The sequence below is a fragment of the Streptomyces sp. NBC_00286 genome (genome assembly GCF_036173125.1).
Taxonomy (GTDB): Bacteria; Actinomycetota; Actinomycetes; order Streptomycetales; family Streptomycetaceae; genus Streptomyces.
The window spans coordinates 7,110,892-7,130,783 of sequence record NZ_CP108054.1; the positions used below are offsets into that span (position 1 = coordinate 7,110,892).

Genomic DNA, 19,892 nt, shown 5'->3' on the forward strand with positions numbered 1-19,892 from the left:
CTACCGAGGGCGGTGCAAAGGTGAACAAGAAGGTTTCACGCCTCTATTATCCTGCAGCGCATGATGTCTGATTCCAGCGCGAGCAGAGCCCGGCTGCTCGACGCCGCCGCCTCCGAGTTCACCGCACATGGCTTGGCCGGCGCCAGGGTCGCTCGCATCGCGAGCAACGCCAAATTGAACAAGGAGCGCATCTACGCGTATTTCGGTGACAAGGAAAGGCTGTTCGACGCGGTGATGGACCAACGGCACGTCGAGGTGATGGCGGCAGTCCCGCTGGACGCCGACGATCTGCCGGGCTACGTAGGCCGCCTCTTCGACTACATCATCTCCCACCCGGACCTCATGCGGTTGGCCGCCTGGAAACAGCTTGAACGCCCCCTTGGCCAAGGCGGCAAGAATATCGGCTCTTACCAACACGCCCTCGCCCCGCTCACCGCCGCGCGGGACGAAGGGCGGATCGACACCACCTTCAACCCGGTCGACCTGGCCGTCATCCTGTACGGCCTGGCCAGCGCCTGGCATCACATCTTCGCTGCGCAACGCGATACCGACTCGGGGGCAACGGACGACGTCTGGTCGGCGCAGCGGCTCACCGAGCACCGTGAGGCGCTGATCGAGGTGGTGCGCAGGCTCATGACCAGCTGAACACCATTCATGAGACCGGCCAGGCGCAACAGATCGCCTGAGCGACGCGGGGCCTGGGGTGGTGCTGCGCGATCCATTCGCCGTCGCCTGGTTGTTCTGTCTCGGGACGGTGTGGACGTCACTGGCTGTACCAACGCCTTCCGGGAGCCGCTGGAACCCCAGGCATTCACCGACCGACTCATGCGCATGCTGTCGGTCCTCATCGCCGCCCTGAGCCCCACCACCAGCACACCAGACCTGGAGACCCCCCCCATGAGCCTGCTCAGTCACCTCGTCCAGCGCCGGCTGAAGCTGGCCGCGCAGCCGACCCGGGACCTGGTCGTCGAGCGGGATCTTCGTGTCCCGATGCCCGACGGAATCGACCTCCTGGCCGACCGGTGGACGCCCAAGAGCGGTGGCGAGGGGCTGCCGACAGGATGGGATCCCGGAAGCGTTCGACTTCGCGCAGACGGGCGGCGCGTGAGGCCTTGCCGTCGAGGCTGCTGGTCTTACGCCGGCCTTTCGACTTTTTGTCCTTCGGCCCGCCGTGGTCTCCGCTGGTGAGCTGCACGCGCTCGGAGGCATCGAGGAGATCCCGTACGGTGGGCCGGGGCTGGGCCCGCGTCCCACGCGCGGAGCCTGGCGTCATGCCTCCTCGGCGCCGCGGGCCGGCACGGAGCCGTACTGGCTGCGCAGGCGGGCCTTGAGGATCTTGCCGGTGGCGTTGCGGGGCAGGGTGTCGACGAGGACGACCGACTTGGGGAGCTTGTACTTGGCGAGTCGGCCGGACAGGGAGTCCATGATGTCGTCGGGCGACACGTCGGAGCCCGCGCGGGGCACGACCAGCGCTCTGCCCACTTCGCCCCATCGTTCGTCGGGTACGCCGATCACCGCGCATTCGGCGACCGCGGGATGCTGGTAGAGGAGTTGCTCGACCTCGGCCGGATAGACGTTCTCTCCGCCGGAGATGTACATGTCCTTGATCCGGTCGACGATCGTGACGTACCCCTCCTCGTCGACGGTGGCCGCATCCCCGGAGCGGAACCAACTTCCTTCGACGAAGGCGTCCTTGGTCGCTTCGGGCCACTGCCAGTAGCCCTTCATCACGTTGAGGCCCTCGATGATCACCTCGCCGACCTCGCCCGGTGCGACATCGGTGAGGTCGGGGCGCACCACGCGTACGTCGGTGAAGAAGCAGGGCGTGCCGGCCGAGCCGGCCTTGCGGATGCTGTCCCGCTCGCGCAGTCCCAGCGCGGCGGGAGCGGTCTCGGTCAGGCCGTACGCCTGGAGGAAGGTCAGGCCACGGTCCTGGTACGTGTGGATGAGGGCCTTGGGTACGGGTGCCGCCGCGCACATCAGGATCCGGATCGACGACAGGTCGGCCGTCGCCCACCGCGGCGACCGGGCCATGGCCTGGTACATCGCGGGCACGCCGAACATCCTTGTCACCCGGTGCTCGGCGATGACGGCGAGCACCCGTTCCGGGTCGAAGCCGCGCATCAGCACCGACGTCCCTCCTTTGAGGAAGCCCGGTAGGAAGACGGTGTTGAGGGCGGCGGTGTGGAACATCGGTGCCACCACCAGAGCGACGTCGTCGGTGGTGATGTCCACGTCCAGCAGGATGTTGAAGCAGTTCCAGGCGATGTTGGCGTGGGTGAGCATGACGCCCTTGGGACGGCCGCTGGTGCCGGAGGTGTACTGGATCATGCACACTTCCTCCAGGCCGACCGTCTCGTCCAGGGGGTCGTCCGGCGCGCTCGCGAGTAGCTCCTCGTACGCCGTCCCCACCTCGACGTAGTGCTTCACCTCGGCGTCGTCCCTGAACGCGTCGACGACGTCGGTGAGTTCGGCCCCGAACACCAGCACCGACGCTCCCGAGTCGCCCAGGATGAAGGCCAATTCGGGTGCCGCGAGGCGGGTGTTGAGCGGGACGAAGACGGCGCCCAGCGCGCTCGTGGCGAACAGGGTTTCCGCCAGGGCCGGATGGTTCGCGCCGAGGTAGGCCACCCGGTCGCCGTGTCCGACCCCCAGGGCACGCAGGGCGTGAGCGAGCCGCGTCACGCGCGCGGCCAGCTCTCCGTAGGACAGGGATCCACCGTCGTGCACGACGGCGGTGGTCTCTGGTGCCATGCGGGCGCGCCGCGCGGGCCACGAGCCGAGCCCTTGATTGCGCATGGTGCGTCTCTCTTCTCTCAGATCTCTCAGATCCAGTCGGGCCATGTGTAGTCGGTTGAGTCGTCGTGGTCCCGGTGTGGGGGCAACGGGGCGAGCCGCCCCTGGGAGAAGACCAGCGGTGCGGCGCCGGTCTTCTCCACCCCGAGTTCCCGGACGCGGCCGAGGACGAAGTAGTGGTCGCCGAGGGTCCACACGTCGGCGATGTCGCAGTCGATCCAGGCGACGACGCCCGCCAGGACGGGGCTGCCCGAGGCCGCGCTGCGCCACGGGTGGCGGTCGAAGACGTCGGGTGCCTTGGCGCTGACGTCCCGGCAGAGGTCCTCCTGGCCGGCGGCCAGCACGTTCACGCAGAAGGCGCCGCCGGCCATGATCCTGGGCCAGGTCGTGGAGGAGCGGCCGGCGAAGAACGCGACGAGCGGGGGGTCCAGGGACACCGAGGTGAACGAGCCGATGACCATGCCGACCAGGGTGTCGTCGGGTGCGGTCGCGGTGACCACCGTGACACCCGTCGGGTAGTGGCCGAGCACGTGCCGGAACCGGCCGGGGTCGTCCGCCTGGCCGCCGCCGGGCGCCGTCGCGGCGGGCGTCGACCGGTTCACGACGGAGTCTCCACGCCGAGCAGAGAGCGGCCGTACCCCGTCGCCCACCAGCCGTGCTGCGCGTTGATGTGCGTCTTGTACGTGGCGACGTCGCGCAGGTACCGCTGCATGCGCTCGCCGTTCGCCAGCCCGCTGGAGCCACTGGCCGAGGCCAGCATCTCGACGGCCTGGCAGGCCAGTTGGCCGGACTGCCGGGCCGTGAGGGAGAGGGCCTGGTCGTCCAGTTCGGAGAAGGGCTCGCCCCCTGCCAGGCCCCGGGCCGCGTAGGCGGTGTAGTCGTCGGTGACCGACAGGACGATCCGCTGCGCGCTGTCGGCCAGGGCCGTGGCCAGTCCGAGGTTGCGCTGGTGTTCCGGGTCGTGGCTGCGCGGCTTGAACGGGGGCAGCGGGCTGTTCTTGGTGGTGATGATCCGCTGGTACTCGTCGACCGCGGCCCAGGCGGTGCCCGCCACGATCGAACACAGCTGGATGTTGAAGAACGCCATCAGCCGGCCCGCGTACATCGGGTTGCCGTGCAGTTCGACACCTGGTCCGTCGGTGGCGTCGTTCGCCAGGAGGTGGGTCCTGGACACGTACTCGTGCGGGACGAGGACGTCCTCGGCCACGACGCTGTTGGAGCCGCTGCCGCGGAAGCCCAGGATCTCGCCCCAGTTGTCGAGCATCCGCCAGCCGGAGGGGACGAGCACCAGGCCCTGCGTGGGCATGCCGCCCTGTTCGTCGACGATGAGCACACCGCCGAGGAAGTGCGTGGAGACGTTGACCCCGGAGGCGTAGTCCCAGCGGCCGTTGACCAGGTACCCGTCGGGGGTCCTCGTCGCTGTGGCGCTCGGGGCGATCGGCAACGGGGCCCGGAAGTCGCCGTCCGGCCCGAACACCTCGCGCTGGGTGCTCTCGGGGAAGCGGCCGGCCACCACCAGGCTGTGGGAGGCGGCCAGACACAGGTTCCATCCGCTGGACGGGCAGCCGCGAGCCACCTCGGTGACCATCCGGGAGTAGGTCCGCAGATCGAACTCGTAACCGCCGAAGCGGCGTGGCTGAAGGGCCCGGTAGAAACCGGCCTCCAGGAACGCCTTGTGCGTGTCCTCGGAGATGCCGGTTCGCTGTTCGGTCTCATCCTGACGGTCCCGCAGCCAGGTCCTCATGCCGACGGCCCGGCGCACCAGTTCCTCCGGTGTCAGGTCCGGTTCCGGCTGAGGAATCTCGATGATTTTTTCGGCTGCCTCGGTTGTCTCGGACAATTCGCACCCCATCCGCTGCTGTTCTGTGTCGGCCTGAATGGAGTGTCGGCAGCGCGGCGAAGGGCCGTCCAATGCCGGTGCCCATGCCGCTGATGAGCGCCGTGCATCACAGCAGGTCAGAGGGGTGACGGGAAAGCCGGATATTTCTGCCTGATGACGTGCGGGGAAGCGCGCTGTAACCTGACCCGGACCACAACGCCGTGGACCTTGAGTTTCTGGAGGGCGGAGTGGAACTCCGGAGCCTGCGCCATTTCTCGGCGCTCGCCGAGACCCTGAATTACAGGGTCGCCGCCGAGCGGCTGCACCTCACCCAGCCCGCGCTGACGCGCTCGATCGCCTCCCTGGAGCGTGAGCTGGGCGTCCGGCTGTTCGACCGCGACAAACGGCATGTGGCGCTCACCGCCGACGGTGCGGAACTGCTCGAACGGGCGGGCGAGGTGCTGGCCGACGCCGAGCGGCTCTCCGCCGCCGCGGGCGCCATCCGGGCCAGGCAACGGGACGAGGTGCGGGTCGCGTTCTACGGCGTGGGTCTGGCCGAACTCACTCATCCGGTCATCGAGGCGTTCTGCGAGCGGTATCCCAGCGTCACGATCCGGGTACACGAAGCGGACTTCCACCAGGGGCTCGCCCCGCTGCTGGCCGGCGAGTACGACGTGGCGCTGTTGTGCCTGAACGTCGACATGCCGGGCCTGACACGAGTACCGATCTTCACCGAGCCCGCTTCCGTCGCGCTGTGGAAGGGGCATCCGCTGGCCTCGGCAGCCGCGGTTGACGTGACCGAGGTCTTCGACCAGCCCTGGGTCACCCCCGAGCCGGGCTTCGACTTCTGGGTGGGCGGACGAAACGGGGACGACGACGCCCCGACGGTCGGTTCCCACGCCCGCTCGGTCCTGGACATGTCCTTGAAGATCGCCTACCAGCACATGGTGGGACTGATGCCGCTGTCGGGCGCCCGGATGTTCTCGCACCCGGGAGTGGAGACCGTCGCTCCGAAGGAGCCCCTCGACTTGGTGGCCGCCGTCGCCTTTCCGGAGGCCGGTCACTCGCCCGCCGCCCCGGCCTTCGCCGAGCTCGCACGCCGGGTGGCCCGACGTGCGAGCGGCGTTCCGTACGCCGAACTCGCCCGGTAGAAGCGGTCAGCCGCCGTACGGCGGCTCGCCCGCCCATGCCGCGTGCAGGACGGCGCGCAGATCGTCGGCGGACGCCGGGCGGGGATTCGCGTACGGTGCCCCGAGCGCGAGGTCGACCGCACGGTCCACGTCGGCGGCGGTCAGACCCAGCTCGGCGAGCGATCGAGGGATGCCCAGCCGCCCGCCCAACTCGTACAACTCCCGTGCCGGGTCCGGGACATCGAGCGCCCGGCGCAGTGCCGCAAGCGCCTCGGGTGCCGCCGGGGCGTTGAACGCCAGCACGTGGGGCAGGACGACGGCGTGCGTCTCGGCGTGCGGCAGGTCGAAGGTGCCGCCGAGCACATGGCAGAGCTTGTGGTGCAGCCCCATGGTGGTCGCGCCGAGACAGGTACCGCACAGCCACGCCCCGTACAGCGCGCGGCTGCGGGCGGACGGCTCGGTGGGGGCAGACACGATGTCGGGGAGGGCGCCGACCAGAGCCCGTACACCCTCCTCCGCCATGAGCGCGACGATCGGGGTGGTGTCCGGGGCGTACAGAGCCTCGACGGCGTGGGCGATCGCGTTCATGCCGCTCGTCGCGGACCCCAGGGGCGGCATGGTGAGCGTGAGCAGCGGGTCGTACACGACGCTGCGCGGCAACACCTTCGGGTCGCGCCCGGTGCGTTTGACCGCGCCTTCGGTCAGGCCCCAGACGGGGGTCATCTCCGAGCCGGCGTACGTCGTCGGGACGGCGACGATCGGCACGCCGGTCCTGAGTGCGACGGCCTTGGCCAGGCCGGTCACGGAACCCCCGCCGACCGCCACGCAGCCGTCGGCACGGGCTTCGCGAGCCGCCTCGACGGCCAGGTCGGCGACCTTCACCGGGACGTGCGTCACCGCCCCCGCGTACAGCCCGGCGCAGGCGTCGCCGAGAGACGCGGCGACGGCACGGGCCGTGTCCAGGCTATGGTCGTCGCACAGCACGAGGACGCGGCGCAGTCCTAGAAGCGCGGCCTCGTCGGGCACCGCTCCCGGCACGGCACCCGATCGGAAGACGACGCGCATCGGCTGTGCCTGGTAGGTGAAGTCCAGGGCCTCGTCCTTCACACGATCACCGGTTGCAGCACGATGTTGAAGCGAGCCCGGCGGAAGGGGTTGGCCAGGCCCAGCTCTGTGGCCTCCTCGGGGGAGTCCACCTCGGCGAACTCCTCGACCAGGCTCTCCTTCACGGCGAAGACGGCGTCCGACTCCAGATAGTCGCTGCCTGCCACGAAGATGTGAGTCGTCACCGGGCTGTGCCCCTCGGCGCCCACGATGAAGTGGACATGGGCGGGACGGTAGGGGTGGCGGCCGGTCGCCTCCAGCAGGGAGCCGACAGGCCCGTCCGTCGGAATCGGATACGGGCTGGGAACGCACGAGCGGAACCAGAACCGTCCTTCCGCGTCCGCCGTGAACAGCCCGCGCCCATTGCCCGGCGGCTGCTTCTCCGGCTGCTGGACGTCGTAGAAGCCCTGGTCGTCGGCCTGCCACACGTCCAGCGTCGCACCGGGCAGCGGGGTGCCGTCGACGGAGACGACCCGTCCGCTGATCACGCAGGGCTCGCCGGCGCCGACCAGGTCGATGGTGGCCCCGAGTTCCCGGATCGGGGACTCGGTCATGTGGAACGGGCCGAGCACCGTGGAGTCGGTCGCGGCGGCCGCCTTGTGGTCGTTGATCGTCTCGACGAGCATCGACACTCCCAGGACGTCCGACAGCAGGATGAACTCCTGCCGGGTGTCGTCGCACATGTGCCCGGTGGCGGTGAGGAAGTCGATCGCCCGCTCCCACTCGGCCTGGGTCGGCTCGATGTCCCGTACGAAGTCGTGCAGGTGACGCGTCAGGGAGGTCAGCACCTCGCGCAGTCTGGGATCGGAGGTGTGGGCGAAGCTTTCCAGCACCGCCGTCGTCGTCGCGGTCTTCGCGGTCTTCGCGGTGAAGTCCATGGCCGCTCAGCCCCGTCCGAGAATCTGCCGGAGCGCGTCGCCCAGTGCGGCCGTGACATCACCGGTGGCGTCCTGGCGGCGAAAGGCCACGTGGTTGTCCGGCCGTACCAGCAGTGCGCCCGAGTCGCCGATCTCCCGCAGCCGGGCCCAGTCCCCGTACGGATCCTCGTACTCCTGGCCGGGGCCGATGACCGCCGTGGCGATCTCCAGGCCGAACTCTTTGCCGAGGATGCGGGCGGCCTCCGTCCAGGGCTCGCCGCCGATGCCGGTGATCAGGGTGAACCGGCCGTTCCCGCCCAGGTCCAGGGTGGACAGATTGCGGGTGCCGGAGGTGATCCAGGCGTGCGGGAGCTTGGCGCCGGGGCGGGTGCTCGGCTGGAAGTGCAGCTCGGGGTCGCGTGCGAAGCCGGGGTCCGGTGTGCCGTCCGGGACGATCGCGGCGGAGGCGTAGCGCTGGTTGAGGTCCACGCCGTGGGCGTTGAACTCGTACGCCTTGAAGGCGATCGCCTCCCGCAGCCGCGCCCGCTGCTCCTCGGCCTCCGTAGTGGCGTCCTTGCGGGCGGCGATGTTCCGCCACAGCTGTTCGGGGGTCTGCGGCGCCAGGCCGCCGAGCGCCTCGAAGACGGGTGCCGTCTCACCGATGGACTGGTTGGCCCGGGTGACGACCTGCTTGCCGACCGGCGCGCGCTCGTCGCTGTAGGTGTCCAGCAGGGACGGGGACGCGGTGCCGTCCAGGACCAGCTTCAGCTTCCATGCCAGGTTGTAGGAGTCCTGGGTGGAGGTGTTGGAGCCCAGCCCGTTGGACGGTGGGTGACGGTGGCAGGCGTCGCCCGCGCAGAACACCCGGCCGTTCGAGTAGGTCTCGGCGTACATCTCGTTGACCGTCCACGCGGAGGACGACCTGATGGTCACCGGGATCTCGTCGTCGCCGATCAGCTTGCGTACGACGGACAGGGCGTACTCCTCGGTGAGGTCCGGCGGGCCGGCGTCGACGTCGTAGCCCCACACGATCAGCCACTCGTTCCACGTCCGTACGCAGCGCACCAGGCCGGCGCCGATGCCGCCCACGGTCGCGCCGGGCGCCAGCACCCAGTAGAGGGTGGCGGGGCGGTGCGCCACGTACTTGGTGAGGTCCGCGTCGAAGACGATGTTGATGCTGCCGGCCACGCCCATCTGGCCGCCCATCGGCAGTCCGGCGTCCTCGGCCACCTTGCTGCGGCCGCCGTCCGCGCCGATCAGGTACTTGGCGCGGATGGTGTACGTGTCGCCGCGCAGCCGGTCGCGGACCGTGGCGGTCACACCGTCGGCGTCCTGCTCGTGCGACAGGTACTCGGTGCCGAACCGCAGTTGGCTTCCGCGTGCTATGGCCGCGTTCACGAGCACCGGCTCCATGAGGTGCTGCGGCATGTCGCACATCCGGGTGGGGCTGGCCAGCTCGTGTGCGGCCTGCACGAGCGGCTCGTTGCCCCAGGACCTCAGCCGGCCGAGCTCCTCGCCCGCGAGGGCGGTGCAGAAGACGGTGTTGCCCATCAGGTGCTGCGGGGTGGCCTGGGCGATCACGTCCTCTTCCACACCGAGGTCACGCAGCACTTCCATGGTGCGCTGGTTGGTGATGTGCGCCCGGGGCGTGTCCGCGAGGCGTGAGTAGCGGGTGACCATGACGTTCGGCACGCCATAGGTGCTCAGTGCCAGTGCGGCGCTCGCTCCCGCGGGGCCGCTGCCCACGATGAGCACCTCGGTCTCGACGGTCGGCACGGTCGGCACGGTTGTCATCGGGACGTTTCCTCCACTGCCGCCAGTCGCTTGTTCAGCCAGGTCATCAGTGCCTCGGCCACGTCGTCGGAGTTCTTCTCACCCATGGGCAGGTGACCGTTGCCCGTGAGCCCCAGGTCCGCCAGGCGCAGCAACTCGACGTCCGCACCGGCCTGGGCGAGGTAGCCGGCGACACCGTGCTGGAACGCCGCGAACGGTGAGGTGTCGGCCGCGACCACGGCGATCGGGAAGCCCCGCAGCCCTGGCAGGGACCGCACGGGGCCGGCGTGTTCGTCCTGGACCAGGCAGTCCTGCGGCCCCTCGTCCCCGGCCTCGCGCAGCCGGGTGCGCAGTTCCTCCGGGGTCCGCACCGGCGGGTCGTAGGTGATCGGGGCCGCGGTGAGCCCCCACTCCAGCTTTCCGAGGCCGGGCAGTTCGACGAACGGGGGTCCTATCGGCTCGATGGAGACGACGGCCTTCACCAGCCCGGGCCGTGCATCGGCGACCAACCAGCCGAAGGGCGCCCCCATGGAGTGGGTGATCAGCACGGCCGGTCCGATCCGGTCCAGCAACTCGGCCCCGCAGCGCCGCATCTGCTCCTCGTTCTCGGCGAAGGTGGGCAGCGTCGGGCCCTGGCTCGCCATCAGCTGGTCCAGCGCGCAGTCGTCGCCGACCTCGCCGCTGCCGGGCCACTGGCTGCCGGGTCGTCCCGCCCCGTCGCAGAACAGCCAGCGGATGAACTCGTACGTCGGCGCCGCGCCCTCGATGGGCCCGAGGACATCGGGGTGGTACGGGGAGCGCCCGTGCCCCGGACGGTCGACCACGTACACGGCGTAACCGGCCTCGACGAACCGGGTGGCCCAGCCGGGGCGGCCGTCAGGCGTCGACAGGTAGTCCGAGCCCTGGCCGCCGCCCCCGTGGACCATCACCACGGGCAGCGGATGCCGGAGATCGGCCGGGATCTGGTACTGGACGTACATCGCGGCCTCGGCGGCGGTCCCGGCCTCGGTCGGCTTGCGCCCGACACCGACCCAGAACGCGCCTTGCTCGCTGATCGTCAACGGCGAGGCGGCACGGGCCGGCTCGGTGGTTCCGGGTGGGGGAGAGATGGTCATCGGTGAACCTCCGTCACGGCGTCTGCGCCCATGCCCAGCACTATTGGTGATCGGCTCCCGGGCGGTCCAATGCCGGTTGGGGACGCCGTGATGCATGGCGCTCATCAGCGTCCCGGAGGGCGGCTACTTCGGCGGGAGGGTGCGCGTGGGGGCGAGGGTGACCAGGGCGTCGGTGTAGAGCGCGGCCTCCAGCTGCTCGACGACCGGCAGCTTGTGCAGCGGGTCGCGGTCGGAGAGGCCGGTCACGTGGAAGCTGCCGGTGCCGACCCACCGCTTGGCGCGTACGACCTCGAAGGACGACTCCACGAACTCGGCGACGACGGGCGGCTGGCCGGGCCGTACTTGAAGCTGAGGCCCGGCAGTCAAGTGATCAGACGGCCGCTCGGGCTGCGGCCGCGGCCTGCACCTCGCGGGCCGTGAGTCCGTAGGGCGGGGGTGGAGCGAGGTGAGGAGGCCGCGCGGGAACCGCCCAGCCGCTGATGCCGGTCATGCAGGGCCTGGTCACCTCCCCGGACGCCGTGTTTCGCGCATGGATCACACATTTGACGGGTGGGAGTCAGGCCGTATGGCGCACGTCCGGCGTCACCGGTTCGGTCGGAGCTCCACTGCGCCGGGCCTGGTCCCCCCGCGCCCGCTTCAGTGCCAGGCGGCGGGTTTCCTCGGCATCCCGACGACGTTGGGCGCGGGCCGCCTCGATCGGGGACGGCTGGTCGTCCCCGCCTGCCTCCAGCTCGGGGAACGCCCGCGCGCTGAGCTCACGCATCGCCCGGCTCTGCCGCTCGGCTGCCTCAGCGATAGCCGTGTCGACACGGCTGATCCCGCCTGGCCCCGAGCCCGCCCGAGCCCCTTCGTCGTCCGGCGCGCCGCACTGTGCGCTGGAAGGAGAATCCGCTGCGCCAAGGTTCGACCGTGTCGGCTGAGCTGGAGCGACGTCCAGGATTCCGTATCGGGCGACTCTCTCAAGGAGCGGTAGGGACCACAAAGGGACCGCAAGGACAGGAACCAACCGACGAGGACCACGCAAGGCCGACACAGGTGCACAGGCCTGACCTGCAAGAACGCCGTGAATCGGCACTGATCGGCAAGGGCCGCCAAGATCCTAAATGGACTCATAATCCGTCGGCCGTGGGTTCGAGTCCCACCCGCCCCACCTGCGCAGGCTGCTGACCTGCGGAAACGTTCCTTGTTGGGTGTCGGAGCGTCAACTTTGCCTGAACGGACTGAATCCGCTGCTCGTGGGTTTGGAGTCCGGCGGCGTTCGGGGGAGCTCCAACCCGTCTGACCTGCGGCTGAGTAGATGATCGAGGGTGTCGCTCGCGGTCCGGGCGACTGCCTTGAGAGCCGATGCCAAGACCCAGGGGCCGTACAGGGGCCGGGACCGCGCAGACGTGTCCAGGCCGACGGTGTCTCGGGGTCGATTGGTTGTCCCATTTGATGGTTGCGCGGCTGTGAGCCGAGTGTGCTGCAGCACTGTCCACTTCGCAGGAACGCCGGAAACGATTCGCACTCCAGGCCGGAACCGGGGTGCAAGCCGAAGGGAGTTACTCGGACTCTTCCCGCGGAACAGCGCGGCTGTTGATCGTGTCGGCGATGGTGTAGGCGGTGCGGACGAAGGACTCTGCCTGCTGCGCCGACAGGTTGAGCGCGGAGGTCTCCTCCAGGGCCCGCCACATGGCTGCGATGGGCTCGCGCATGGCACGGCCCTTGTCGGTGAGGTGGACGACCATGACGCGCCGGTCGTGTTCGGCAGGCTCGCGGATGAGCAGGCCGGCGTCCTGCATGCGGCGAAGTGCCTTGGAGATGGTGGAGTGGTCCACGTCGACGCTTTCGAGCAGCTCGGACTGGGTCTGGCCGTCCCGGTCGAGGAGGTGCATCAGCAGCAGTTCCTGTCCGGGATGCAGGTCCATCTCGCGGAGCATGGCGGCGGCGCGGGCGCGGTGAGCGCGGGCGAGCTGGTAGATCGCGTAGCTCATCGGCCCCTCGCTGGCCGTGCTGGGGGTGCGGGGTGTGGGGGCGGGCATGGTTCGGTTCCTCAGACGGTGTGGGTGGGGTAGTCGGTGTAGCCGGCCACTCCGCCGCCGTAGAAGGTCGCCGGGTCGGGGGTATTCAGCGGCGCGTCAGAGCGTAGCCGCTCGACCAGGTCAGGGTTGGCGAGCGCGAGGGCGCCGACGGAGACGAGGTCGGCCGTGCCGTGGTCGATGTCCTTGGCGCGGGTGGGCAGGTCGGTGCCGGCCCGGTTGAGGATCAGCGTGGTCGGCCACAGCGCGCGCAGGGTGCCCAGCAGCTCCTCGTCGCCCGCGTGCATCACGTGGAGGTAGGCGAGGCCGAGCGGGCTGAGGGCGCGCAGGAGAGCCGGATACAGCTCGGCGGTGTCGGACTCGGCGATGTCGTTGTAGGGGTTGCCGGGGGAGATGCGCAGGCCGGTGCGGTCGTCGCCGATTTCGTCGGCCACGGCAGCGGCTACCTCGACGGCGAAGCGGATGCGGTTGTCGAGGGAACCGCCGTAGCGGTCGGTGCGCTGGTTGGTGTTGTCGGACAGGAACTGGTGCACCAGGTAGCCGTTGGCGGCGTGGATCTCCACGCCGTCGGCGCCTGCCGCGACGGCAGCCGCTGCGGCGCGGCGGAAGTCGTCGACGGTCGCCGCGACCTCCTGCGTCGACAGAGCACGGGGTGTCGGCATCTCCTGGGGCCCGGACGCGGTGAACATCATGCCCTCCGGCGGGATCGCCGAAGGGGCGACCGGCCGGCGCCCGTGGGGGGTGTTGTCGGGGTGGCAGATGCGTCCGGTGTGCATCAGCTGGATGACGATCCGGCCGTCGGCCGCGTGCACGGCATCGGTGACCTTGCGCCACCCGGCGATCTGCTCGTCATTGTGGATGCCGGGGGTGAGGAGGTAGCCCTGTCCGTCGGTGGAGGGCTGGGTTCCCTCGGTGATGATGAGCGCGTGCGAGGCCCGCTGGGCGTAGTACTCGGCGTTCAGCTCGGTCGGTACGCCTTCAGGTGTGGAGCGGTCACGGGTCATGGGGGCCATGACCAGGCGGTGCGGGAGGGAGATGGCACCGACGGTGGTCGGTGTCCACAGGGAGTTCAGCATGAGTGGTCCTTCGGTGCGGTGATGAACAGGTGGTGATCGGGAAAGCGGGGCGTGGCGGAAGGAGCGGCGGGTGTGATCAGTCGAGGGTGAGGACGATCTTGCCTCGGACATGCCCGGCGTCGCTGACCTGCTGGGCCGTGGCGGCCCGGGCGAGCGGGTAGGCGTTGACGGTGGTGACGACCTTGCCGGTCGCGGCGTCCTGGGCCAGGGCGGCCAGGCGGGCGGCCGAGCGTTCCTGGCCACCGCTGGCGAAGGTGATGCCGAGCTGCTGCGCGCGGAAGTCGGCGATGGTGACGATGCGCTCGGTGCCACCCCGCAGGGTGATGGAGTCCTCCAGGGCTCCCTTCCCGGCCAGGTCGAACACCGCGTCCACGCCGTCGGGGGCGAGCGCCCGGACCCGCTCGACCAGGCCCTGGCCGTAGAGGGTCGCGGTGGCGCCGAGCGAGGCGAGGTAGTCCTGGTTGGCGGGGCCGGCGGTGCCGATGACACGCGCTCCGCGGGCCGTGGCGAGCTGGACCGCCAGGGTGCCGACCGCTCCGGCCGCGCCGTGCATCAGCACGGTCTCCCCAGCGGCGACGCCCAGCAGGTTCAGGACCCGCTCGGCCGTCTCGCCCGCCACCGGCAGCGCGACCGCGTGCTGCCAGTCGAGGCCGGCGGGCTTGGGGGCCACGATGGTGGCCAGCGCGTACTGGGCGTACGAGCCGGTGTCCGACCAGCCCAGCACCTCGTCGCCCACCTGCACGTCCCGCACGCCCTCACCCAGGGCGTCCACCACGCCGGCGAGCTCGTGACCGGGGACGGAGGGGAGCGGCGTCGGGAACACGGCCTCCAGCGCCCCGGAGCGGATCTTGCCGTCCAGCGCGTTCAGCCCGGCCGCCTTGACGCGGACGCGGATCTGCCCGGGGCCGGGCTGCGGGACCTCGATGTCCGCCTCGTGCAGCACTTCCGTGCCTCCGAAACGGTCGAAAAGAATGGCTTTCATGACGACTCCTCTCGTGCCACCACCCACTTAGGTGGCTGGCCACAGAATTAACGTAGCAGCAAACATGTGGCCAGCCAAGTATTTGCTTCCGCTCGGGCTGCGCGACATCGGCGTCGAGCGGCAGGATGCGGTCGCCGGCGTCGTGCAGGATCAGCGGCGGCACGTCCGCACTGCGAAAACGGTAGCCACTCCAATTATGACGCCAGTGGTGTATGCTGGCAGTGTAATAATCGCAGATGGGGGACGCGTGCATGGCTTGGAAGATCGTCGTGGTCGAGCCGGCTCTTTCGTGGCTTCACGGACTGCGTCGCACTGACCGCGACACGCTGATTCAGGTCAGCCAGGCTGTCACTGCTCTTCAGGAGGAAGGACCCGCGCTGGGTCGGCCCCTGGTGGACACGATCAAGGGATCAGTGCTGCCGAACCTCAAGGAGCTCCGGCCCGGCTCGGCAGGGGCCACGGAAGTGCGGTTGCTGTTCGTGTTCGACCCGGACCGCCAGGCCGTGATCCTGGTCGGCGGTGACAAGGCGGGCAACTGGTCCGGCTGGTACCGCGTCGCGGTGCCCCAAGCAGAGCAGGCGTACGCGGAGCATCTGAAGCGAATCGATGGAGAGGACGGGGCACGATGACTGATCACCTCAAGGACCCGCAGGCCGTCTCCTGGGGAGACCTGGCCGAGGATTTCGCCTTCACCGATGCCGAAAAGGACCAGATCCAGAAGGGGGCGCAGGCGATGGTCCTGGCCTCCCGTGTGCACCGCCTCGCCGAGTTGCGGAAGCGGCAGCACACCACACAGGTCCAGGTTGCCGAAGCCATGGGCGTCACCCAGGCCCGCGTCTCACGCATCGAGAAGGGGCAACTGGAGCGCAGCGAGGTCGACACCCTCGCTGCCTACGTCAAGGCGCTCGGCGGCAAGCTGAAGATCGTCGCTGACTTCGGCGATGAGACCTACGTCCTCGGCTGACCCGATCGGCAAGCTGTGACCCAGGTTCATGCGCAGTCCCGGGGGCAAGCTCGCCTCTTGACGTAGGAAAACGATGCTCCGCCCCGGGACCAGGGGCGGAGCATCGTCGCGTCGGTAAGGGACTCCGCTGCGCGTAGGTTCGACCCCGTCTGCTGAGCTGGAGCGACATCCAGGATTCCGTGTCGAGCAGGTCTCTCAGGGGGTGGCAGGGACCATGCAGGGACCACAAGGACAGGAAACAACTGACAAGGACCGTGCAGGGCGGACAGAGATGCACGCGCCTGACCTGCAAAAACGCCTTGAATCGCCGAAGATTGGCAAGGACCGCCAAGATCCTCAAAGGACTCATAATCCGTCGGCCGTGGGTTCGAGTCCCACCCGCCCCACCTTAGTAGCGTCCTGACCTGCGGGAACGTTCCTTGTTGCGGGCGGAAACGCCAACTCGGCCTGAACGGATTGAATCCGCTGCTCGCGAGTTCGGTTTCTCGTGGGAGCCGTGCCGTTCGGAAGCGGGTTGACGGCTCTGACCTGCAGTGGAGTAGGCGTGAAGGTTACTGTCGGCCTCCGGGACGTCTGGCGCTGCGGCTCGACGCCAAGATCCAGGGACCAGACAGGGACCAAGACGGCTCTGATGCGTCGCGTGAGTGGGATCCAGGATCAGGGCACTACTCATTCACTGGATGTGGGCCGTCGTCCGCAGCGCGTTCGGCCGGGGTGCCGCGCGTTCACGGGGTGCAGCGGATGCTGGAGCCGACGTGGCACCACCAGCGGTGAGTGCGGCGCGGTGCTGCAGGCTGCTGCGCTGATTGGCGATCCCGGTCATTGTTGGTCGGATGCGCCGGGGTCCTGTGATTGCCACTGTCCGCTCCGCGATCACGCCCCTGGCGAGCGAGCCCAACGTCCAGAAACGGCCCGAACAGAAAACGGCCTTTCGACGGTGGACCGGCCAACAGCGGTGGGGGTGTCGGCAACGGGTGAATGACGTCTGGGCTGACGCCCGGTGCATCGGTACGCTCGGTGGCGGGTCTATCGGACTACGGTGTGCTTCGAGGGGGACAGCATGCTGGATCAGACGCTGGTTGCGCTGGCGTCAGCGGCCGGGGGCGCCGTGGCCTCCGCAGCTGGCACGGATGCCTGGCAGGGCTTGCGCCAACGCGTGGCCCGGATCTTCGGCCGTGGAGATGGGGCGGAACGGAGGGTCCTCCTGGAACGACTCGACGGGTCCGTCGTCGAGTTGGAGCGCGCCGGACCTGAGGAAAGGGAACAAGCCCGTGTGAGGGTGGTGGCTGCCTGGCAGACTCGCTTTCTCGATCTCCTGGAGGACGCCGACGACGAGGACCGTGCGGAGTTGGTTCGGCATCTCAACGAGCTGGTCGGGTATGGGCAGCGGCCGTTCGGTGGGGCGTCTGCCAGTGATGGCGGGCTCGCCGTTGAGGGAACAGTCGACATCCGCGCCGATCGGGGGTCGGCTGCTGCCGGCGTAATGGGCGACGTGACGATCGGAAACCCTCAGCGGCCGGGCCCGGGGCACAACTGACGATTCCCGGAGCCATCCCGGCGATCCCTGACTTCACAGGCCCTTCGATCAATGCGCACCACCATAGCGTTGCCGCGCACAGCATCAACCGCTTCGACTACTACGCAGCGCCGCGAGCGCCGACAACGTGGCCACATGCCGTCGGCGTCGTTCCGCGGCAAGCGGAGTGCTTCCAACACCGTGACGCGGTGGCGGTGCTGGAGCGTGCGGTGGCAGGCGGGGGCACGGCAGTTCTGTGCCAAGTCCTTTCCGGGACAGGGGGTGTCGGCAAGACCCAGCTGGCCGCGCACTACGCTCGCCGTTCTTGGCGAGAGAGGGCTGTGGACCTCATGGCCTGGGTCACTGCGTCGAGCCGCGAGTCAATCGTCAGCTCTTACAGTCGACTTGGTGCAGACGTGGCGGCAGCGGATTCACGGGAGCCCGAGCAAGCGGCCGCCCGTTTCCTGGCGTGGGCCGAGACGACCGAACGCCGATGGCTGATCGTTCTTGATGATCTGGCCGACCCCGCTGACCTCCGTGGCCTTTGGCCGCCCGCCAACCCCGGAGGCCAGGTGCTGATCACCACCCGCCGCCGCGACGCGGCCCTCCGCGGCCGAAGCCGCGTCCGCATCGACGTAGGTCTGTTTACCCCTGCCGAGGCAGCGAGCTATTTAAGCGCCCAGCTCGCTGCGTTGGGCCGCCGGGACGACCCCGTGCAGATTGCCGGTCTTGCCGCAGACTTGGGCCACCTGCCGCTCGCCCTTGCCCAAGCAGCCGCCTACCTCGTCGATCTCGATCTGGACTGCGCGGCATACCGTGCGCGGATTGCCGACCGATCCCGGAGGCTCGCCGATTTGGTTCCGGACGACAGCGGACTGCCGGACGATCACCGTGTGGCTCTGCAAGCCACGTGGTCCCTCTCCGTCGAGCATGCGGATCGACTACGGCCTTCCGGCCTGGCCCGCCCGATGCTGCACCTCGCTAGCGTGATGGATGCCAACGGAATCCCCTTGGCCGTGCTAACCAGCCCTCCGGTCCTGCGCTACCTCACCGATCACCGACGCGTGGGGGTGTACGGACCATCCGACTCGGTCAGTGCGGAGGACGCGGCCGGAGCACTGCGGTGCCTGGACCGGCTCAGCCTGACCGATCACACGACCGACAGTCCCCATCAGCGAGTCCGTGTCCATGGCCTCATCCAGCGCACCACTCGTGAAACTCTGCCTTCTTCCGTACAGGACGCCGTTGTTGTCACCTGTGCAGAAGCACTGGTCGCCGTGTGGCCCATGGCGGAGGGCGACCCTGCCCTTGCGCAGACCCTGCGCGCCAACGCCGAAGCACTGATCTCTCACGCAGGCACTGCGCTGTGGATGTCCGGCTGTCACTCCGTGCTCCTTCGCACTGGCGAGAGCCTGGGGCTGACAGGTTTGGCGAGCGCGGCACGGACGTACTTCCAAGATCTCTACGACGCAGCCTGCCAGCACTTGGGTCGCGACCACGCGGACACGTTGACCATCCGGCACTATCTGATCACCTGGCAGGGCGAGGCAGGAGATCTGACCCGCGCCAAGGCAGGCTTCGCTGAGCTACTGGCTGATCGGATACGCGTGCTGGGCCCGGACCACCCCGACACCCTGGCCACCCGCGGCGACAAGGCCGCCTTGCAGGGGCGGGCGGGTGACCCGACCGGAGCCGGCGAGGCGTCCAGAAGGGTGCTGGAGGCCTCGTTGCGGGTTCTCGGCCCCGACCACAGCCAGACCCTCACCGCCCGGCTGAACGTGGCCCATTGGACCGGAGTAGCCGGCAATCCTGCTGAAGCCGTGACAGCGTGCGAGCAGTTGCTGGCCGACACTTTGGGGCTACTGGGGTCCGACCACCTCAAGACCCGGGCGGTCCGCCTCCACCTCGCAATCTGGAGAGGCGAAGCAGGCGATCCGGTCGGCGCCGCTTCCGATTTCGAGCACCTCCTGGCTGATCAGCTGAGAGTGGTGGGAGCCGACCATCCCCAGACACTGAGTACCCGCCACGATCTGGCTCGATGGCGTGGGAAAGCTGGGGATCCCGAGGCGGCTGTGTCCGGTTTCGAGCAGCTTCTGGTCGATCAACTAAGAGTGCTGGGCCAGGACCACCCAGACACGCTGACGACCCGCCACGACCTGGCGTCCTGGCGTGGGGAAGGCGGCGACGCGCACACCGCAGTCAGCGAACTGGAGCAGCTGTTGGCCGATCGCCTGCGTGTTCTGGGCCCAGACAACCCAGACACACTGACCAGTCGCGCGAATCTCGCCTACTGGCGGGGAAAGAGCGGAGATCCGGCAGGTGCTGTCGTCGCCACGTCAGAGCTGCTGGTCGACAGGCTCCGCGTCCTCGGCCAGGACCACCCCGACACACTGACCACTCGCCACAACCTCGCACAGTGGAGGGCCGAGACAGGGGATACCGCAGGTGCTGTCGTCGCAGAGTCAGAACTGCTGGCTGATCGACTGCGTGTACTGGGGCCTGAGCATCCCCACACTTTCTCAGCACGCCACCATCTCGCCCATTGGACCGGCCGGATCGGCGACCCTGCCGGCGCAGCGGCAGCTCTTGCCCAGTTGCTCGCCGATCAATTGCGTGTGCTTGGTCCGCAGCACCCTGAGACCCGGGCTACAGAAAACAGCCTTGCCTTCTGGAGCATGGAAGCGGAGCGTCGGCATCCGACGTAGCAGGGCGGGGCTACCGTGGCGCTCCACGATCAGGACG

General features: G+C 69.0%; 18 protein-coding genes. 6 read left to right on the plus strand and 12 right to left on the minus strand.

Features of this window, described 5'->3' with window-relative positions; genetic code table 11:
* Window positions 1-60: 60 nt before the first annotated feature.
* Complete coding sequence (locus OHT21_RS32300) at window positions 61-645, plus strand: TetR/AcrR family transcriptional regulator (protein ID WP_328771797.1); 585 nt, start codon at window positions 61-63, stop codon at window positions 643-645.
* Window positions 646-1,269: 624 nt separating this feature from the next.
* On the opposite strand, the gene OHT21_RS32305 is transcribed toward OHT21_RS32300, so the two are convergent.
* From OHT21_RS32305 to OHT21_RS32315, 3 genes are read right to left on the minus strand one after another with little or no spacing between them, the layout of a single operon-like run.
* Window positions 1,270-2,799, minus strand: a complete 1,530-nt coding sequence (locus OHT21_RS32305) for an acyl-CoA synthetase (RefSeq protein ID WP_328771798.1) — start codon at window positions 2,797-2,799, stop codon at window positions 1,270-1,272.
* Window positions 2,800-2,825: 26 nt separating this feature from the next.
* Entirely contained in the window at window positions 2,826-3,398 is a 573-nt protein-coding gene (locus OHT21_RS32310) for a flavin reductase family protein (RefSeq protein WP_328771799.1), read from the minus strand.
* On the minus strand, window positions 3,395-4,636 hold the full coding sequence (locus OHT21_RS32315; protein WP_328771800.1) for an acyl-CoA dehydrogenase family protein: 1,242 nt from the start codon (window positions 4,634-4,636) through the stop codon (window positions 3,395-3,397). The genes OHT21_RS32310 and OHT21_RS32315 overlap by 4 nt, the downstream gene beginning before the upstream one ends.
* A 200-nt stretch (window positions 4,637-4,836) precedes the next feature.
* Between OHT21_RS32315 and OHT21_RS32320 the strand changes: the two genes are divergently transcribed.
* Window positions 4,837-5,766 carry a LysR family transcriptional regulator gene (locus tag OHT21_RS32320; protein WP_328771801.1) on the plus strand — a complete coding sequence of 310 codons (930 nt, stop codon included), beginning with the start codon at window positions 4,837-4,839 and terminating at the stop codon, window positions 5,764-5,766.
* 6 nt (window positions 5,767-5,772) lie between these two features.
* On the opposite strand, the gene OHT21_RS32325 is transcribed toward OHT21_RS32320, so the two are convergent.
* The 9 genes from OHT21_RS32325 to OHT21_RS32365 all read right to left on the minus strand — a co-directional run bounded on the left by OHT21_RS32325 (window position 5,773) and on the right by OHT21_RS32365 (window position 14,670).
* A complete protein-coding gene (locus tag OHT21_RS32325) occupies window positions 5,773-6,810 on the minus strand; it encodes a maleylacetate reductase (protein WP_328774303.1) in 1,038 nt (345 codons plus the stop codon).
* 38 nt (window positions 6,811-6,848) lie between these two features.
* Complete coding sequence (locus tag OHT21_RS32330) at window positions 6,849-7,727, minus strand: intradiol ring-cleavage dioxygenase (protein WP_328771802.1); 879 nt, start codon at window positions 7,725-7,727, stop codon at window positions 6,849-6,851.
* A gap of 6 nt (window positions 7,728-7,733) precedes the next feature.
* The gene (locus tag OHT21_RS32335) at window positions 7,734-9,500 is read right to left on the minus strand and encodes an FAD-dependent oxidoreductase (RefSeq protein WP_328771803.1); all 1,767 of its coding nucleotides are present in this window, start codon (window positions 9,498-9,500) and stop codon (window positions 7,734-7,736) included.
* Complete coding sequence (locus OHT21_RS32340) at window positions 9,497-10,594, minus strand: alpha/beta hydrolase (protein ID WP_328771804.1); 1,098 nt, start codon at window positions 10,592-10,594, stop codon at window positions 9,497-9,499. The genes OHT21_RS32335 and OHT21_RS32340 overlap by 4 nt, the downstream gene beginning before the upstream one ends.
* 123 nt (window positions 10,595-10,717) lie before the next feature.
* Window positions 10,718-10,960, minus strand: coding sequence for a hypothetical protein (locus OHT21_RS32345; protein ID WP_328771805.1), 243 nt, complete (start codon window positions 10,958-10,960; stop codon window positions 10,718-10,720).
* A 190-nt stretch (window positions 10,961-11,150) separates the two neighbouring features.
* A complete protein-coding gene (locus OHT21_RS32350) occupies window positions 11,151-11,357 on the minus strand; it encodes a hypothetical protein (RefSeq protein ID WP_328771806.1) in 207 nt (68 codons plus the stop codon).
* Between the two features lie 778 nt (window positions 11,358-12,135).
* Window positions 12,136-12,615 (minus strand): MarR family winged helix-turn-helix transcriptional regulator, encoded by a 480-nt coding sequence (locus OHT21_RS32355; RefSeq protein WP_328771807.1) that lies wholly within the window; start codon window positions 12,613-12,615, stop codon window positions 12,136-12,138.
* A gap of 11 nt (window positions 12,616-12,626) precedes the next feature.
* Window positions 12,627-13,688 (minus strand): alkene reductase, encoded by a 1,062-nt coding sequence (locus OHT21_RS32360; RefSeq protein WP_328771808.1) that lies wholly within the window; start codon window positions 13,686-13,688, stop codon window positions 12,627-12,629.
* Window positions 13,689-13,764: 76 nt separating this feature from the next.
* Window positions 13,765-14,670: an NADP-dependent oxidoreductase gene (locus OHT21_RS32365; protein ID WP_328771809.1), complete on the minus strand. Its 906-nt coding sequence runs from the start codon at window positions 14,668-14,670 to the stop codon at window positions 13,765-13,767.
* A gap of 251 nt (window positions 14,671-14,921) precedes the next feature.
* Here OHT21_RS32365 and OHT21_RS32370 point away from each other — a divergent pair, with 251 nt between their 5' ends.
* The 4 genes from OHT21_RS32370 (at window position 14,922) to OHT21_RS32385 (ending at window position 19,855) form a co-directional block, all read left to right on the plus strand.
* The gene (locus OHT21_RS32370) at window positions 14,922-15,299 is read left to right on the plus strand and encodes a type II toxin-antitoxin system RelE/ParE family toxin (RefSeq protein ID WP_328771811.1); all 378 of its coding nucleotides are present in this window, start codon (window positions 14,922-14,924) and stop codon (window positions 15,297-15,299) included.
* Window positions 15,296-15,634: a helix-turn-helix domain-containing protein gene (locus OHT21_RS32375; protein WP_079662454.1), complete on the plus strand. Its 339-nt coding sequence runs from the start codon at window positions 15,296-15,298 to the stop codon at window positions 15,632-15,634. Before OHT21_RS32370 ends, OHT21_RS32375 begins: the two co-directional genes overlap by 4 nt.
* Before the next feature lie 1,060 nt (window positions 15,635-16,694).
* Window positions 16,695-17,171 (plus strand): hypothetical protein, encoded by a 477-nt coding sequence (locus OHT21_RS32380; protein ID WP_328771812.1) that lies wholly within the window; start codon window positions 16,695-16,697, stop codon window positions 17,169-17,171.
* A gap of 209 nt (window positions 17,172-17,380) precedes the next feature.
* Complete coding sequence (locus OHT21_RS32385; protein ID WP_328774304.1) at window positions 17,381-19,855, plus strand: tetratricopeptide repeat protein; 2,475 nt, start codon at window positions 17,381-17,383, stop codon at window positions 19,853-19,855.
* The last annotated feature ends 37 nt before the right edge of the window (window positions 19,856-19,892 follow it).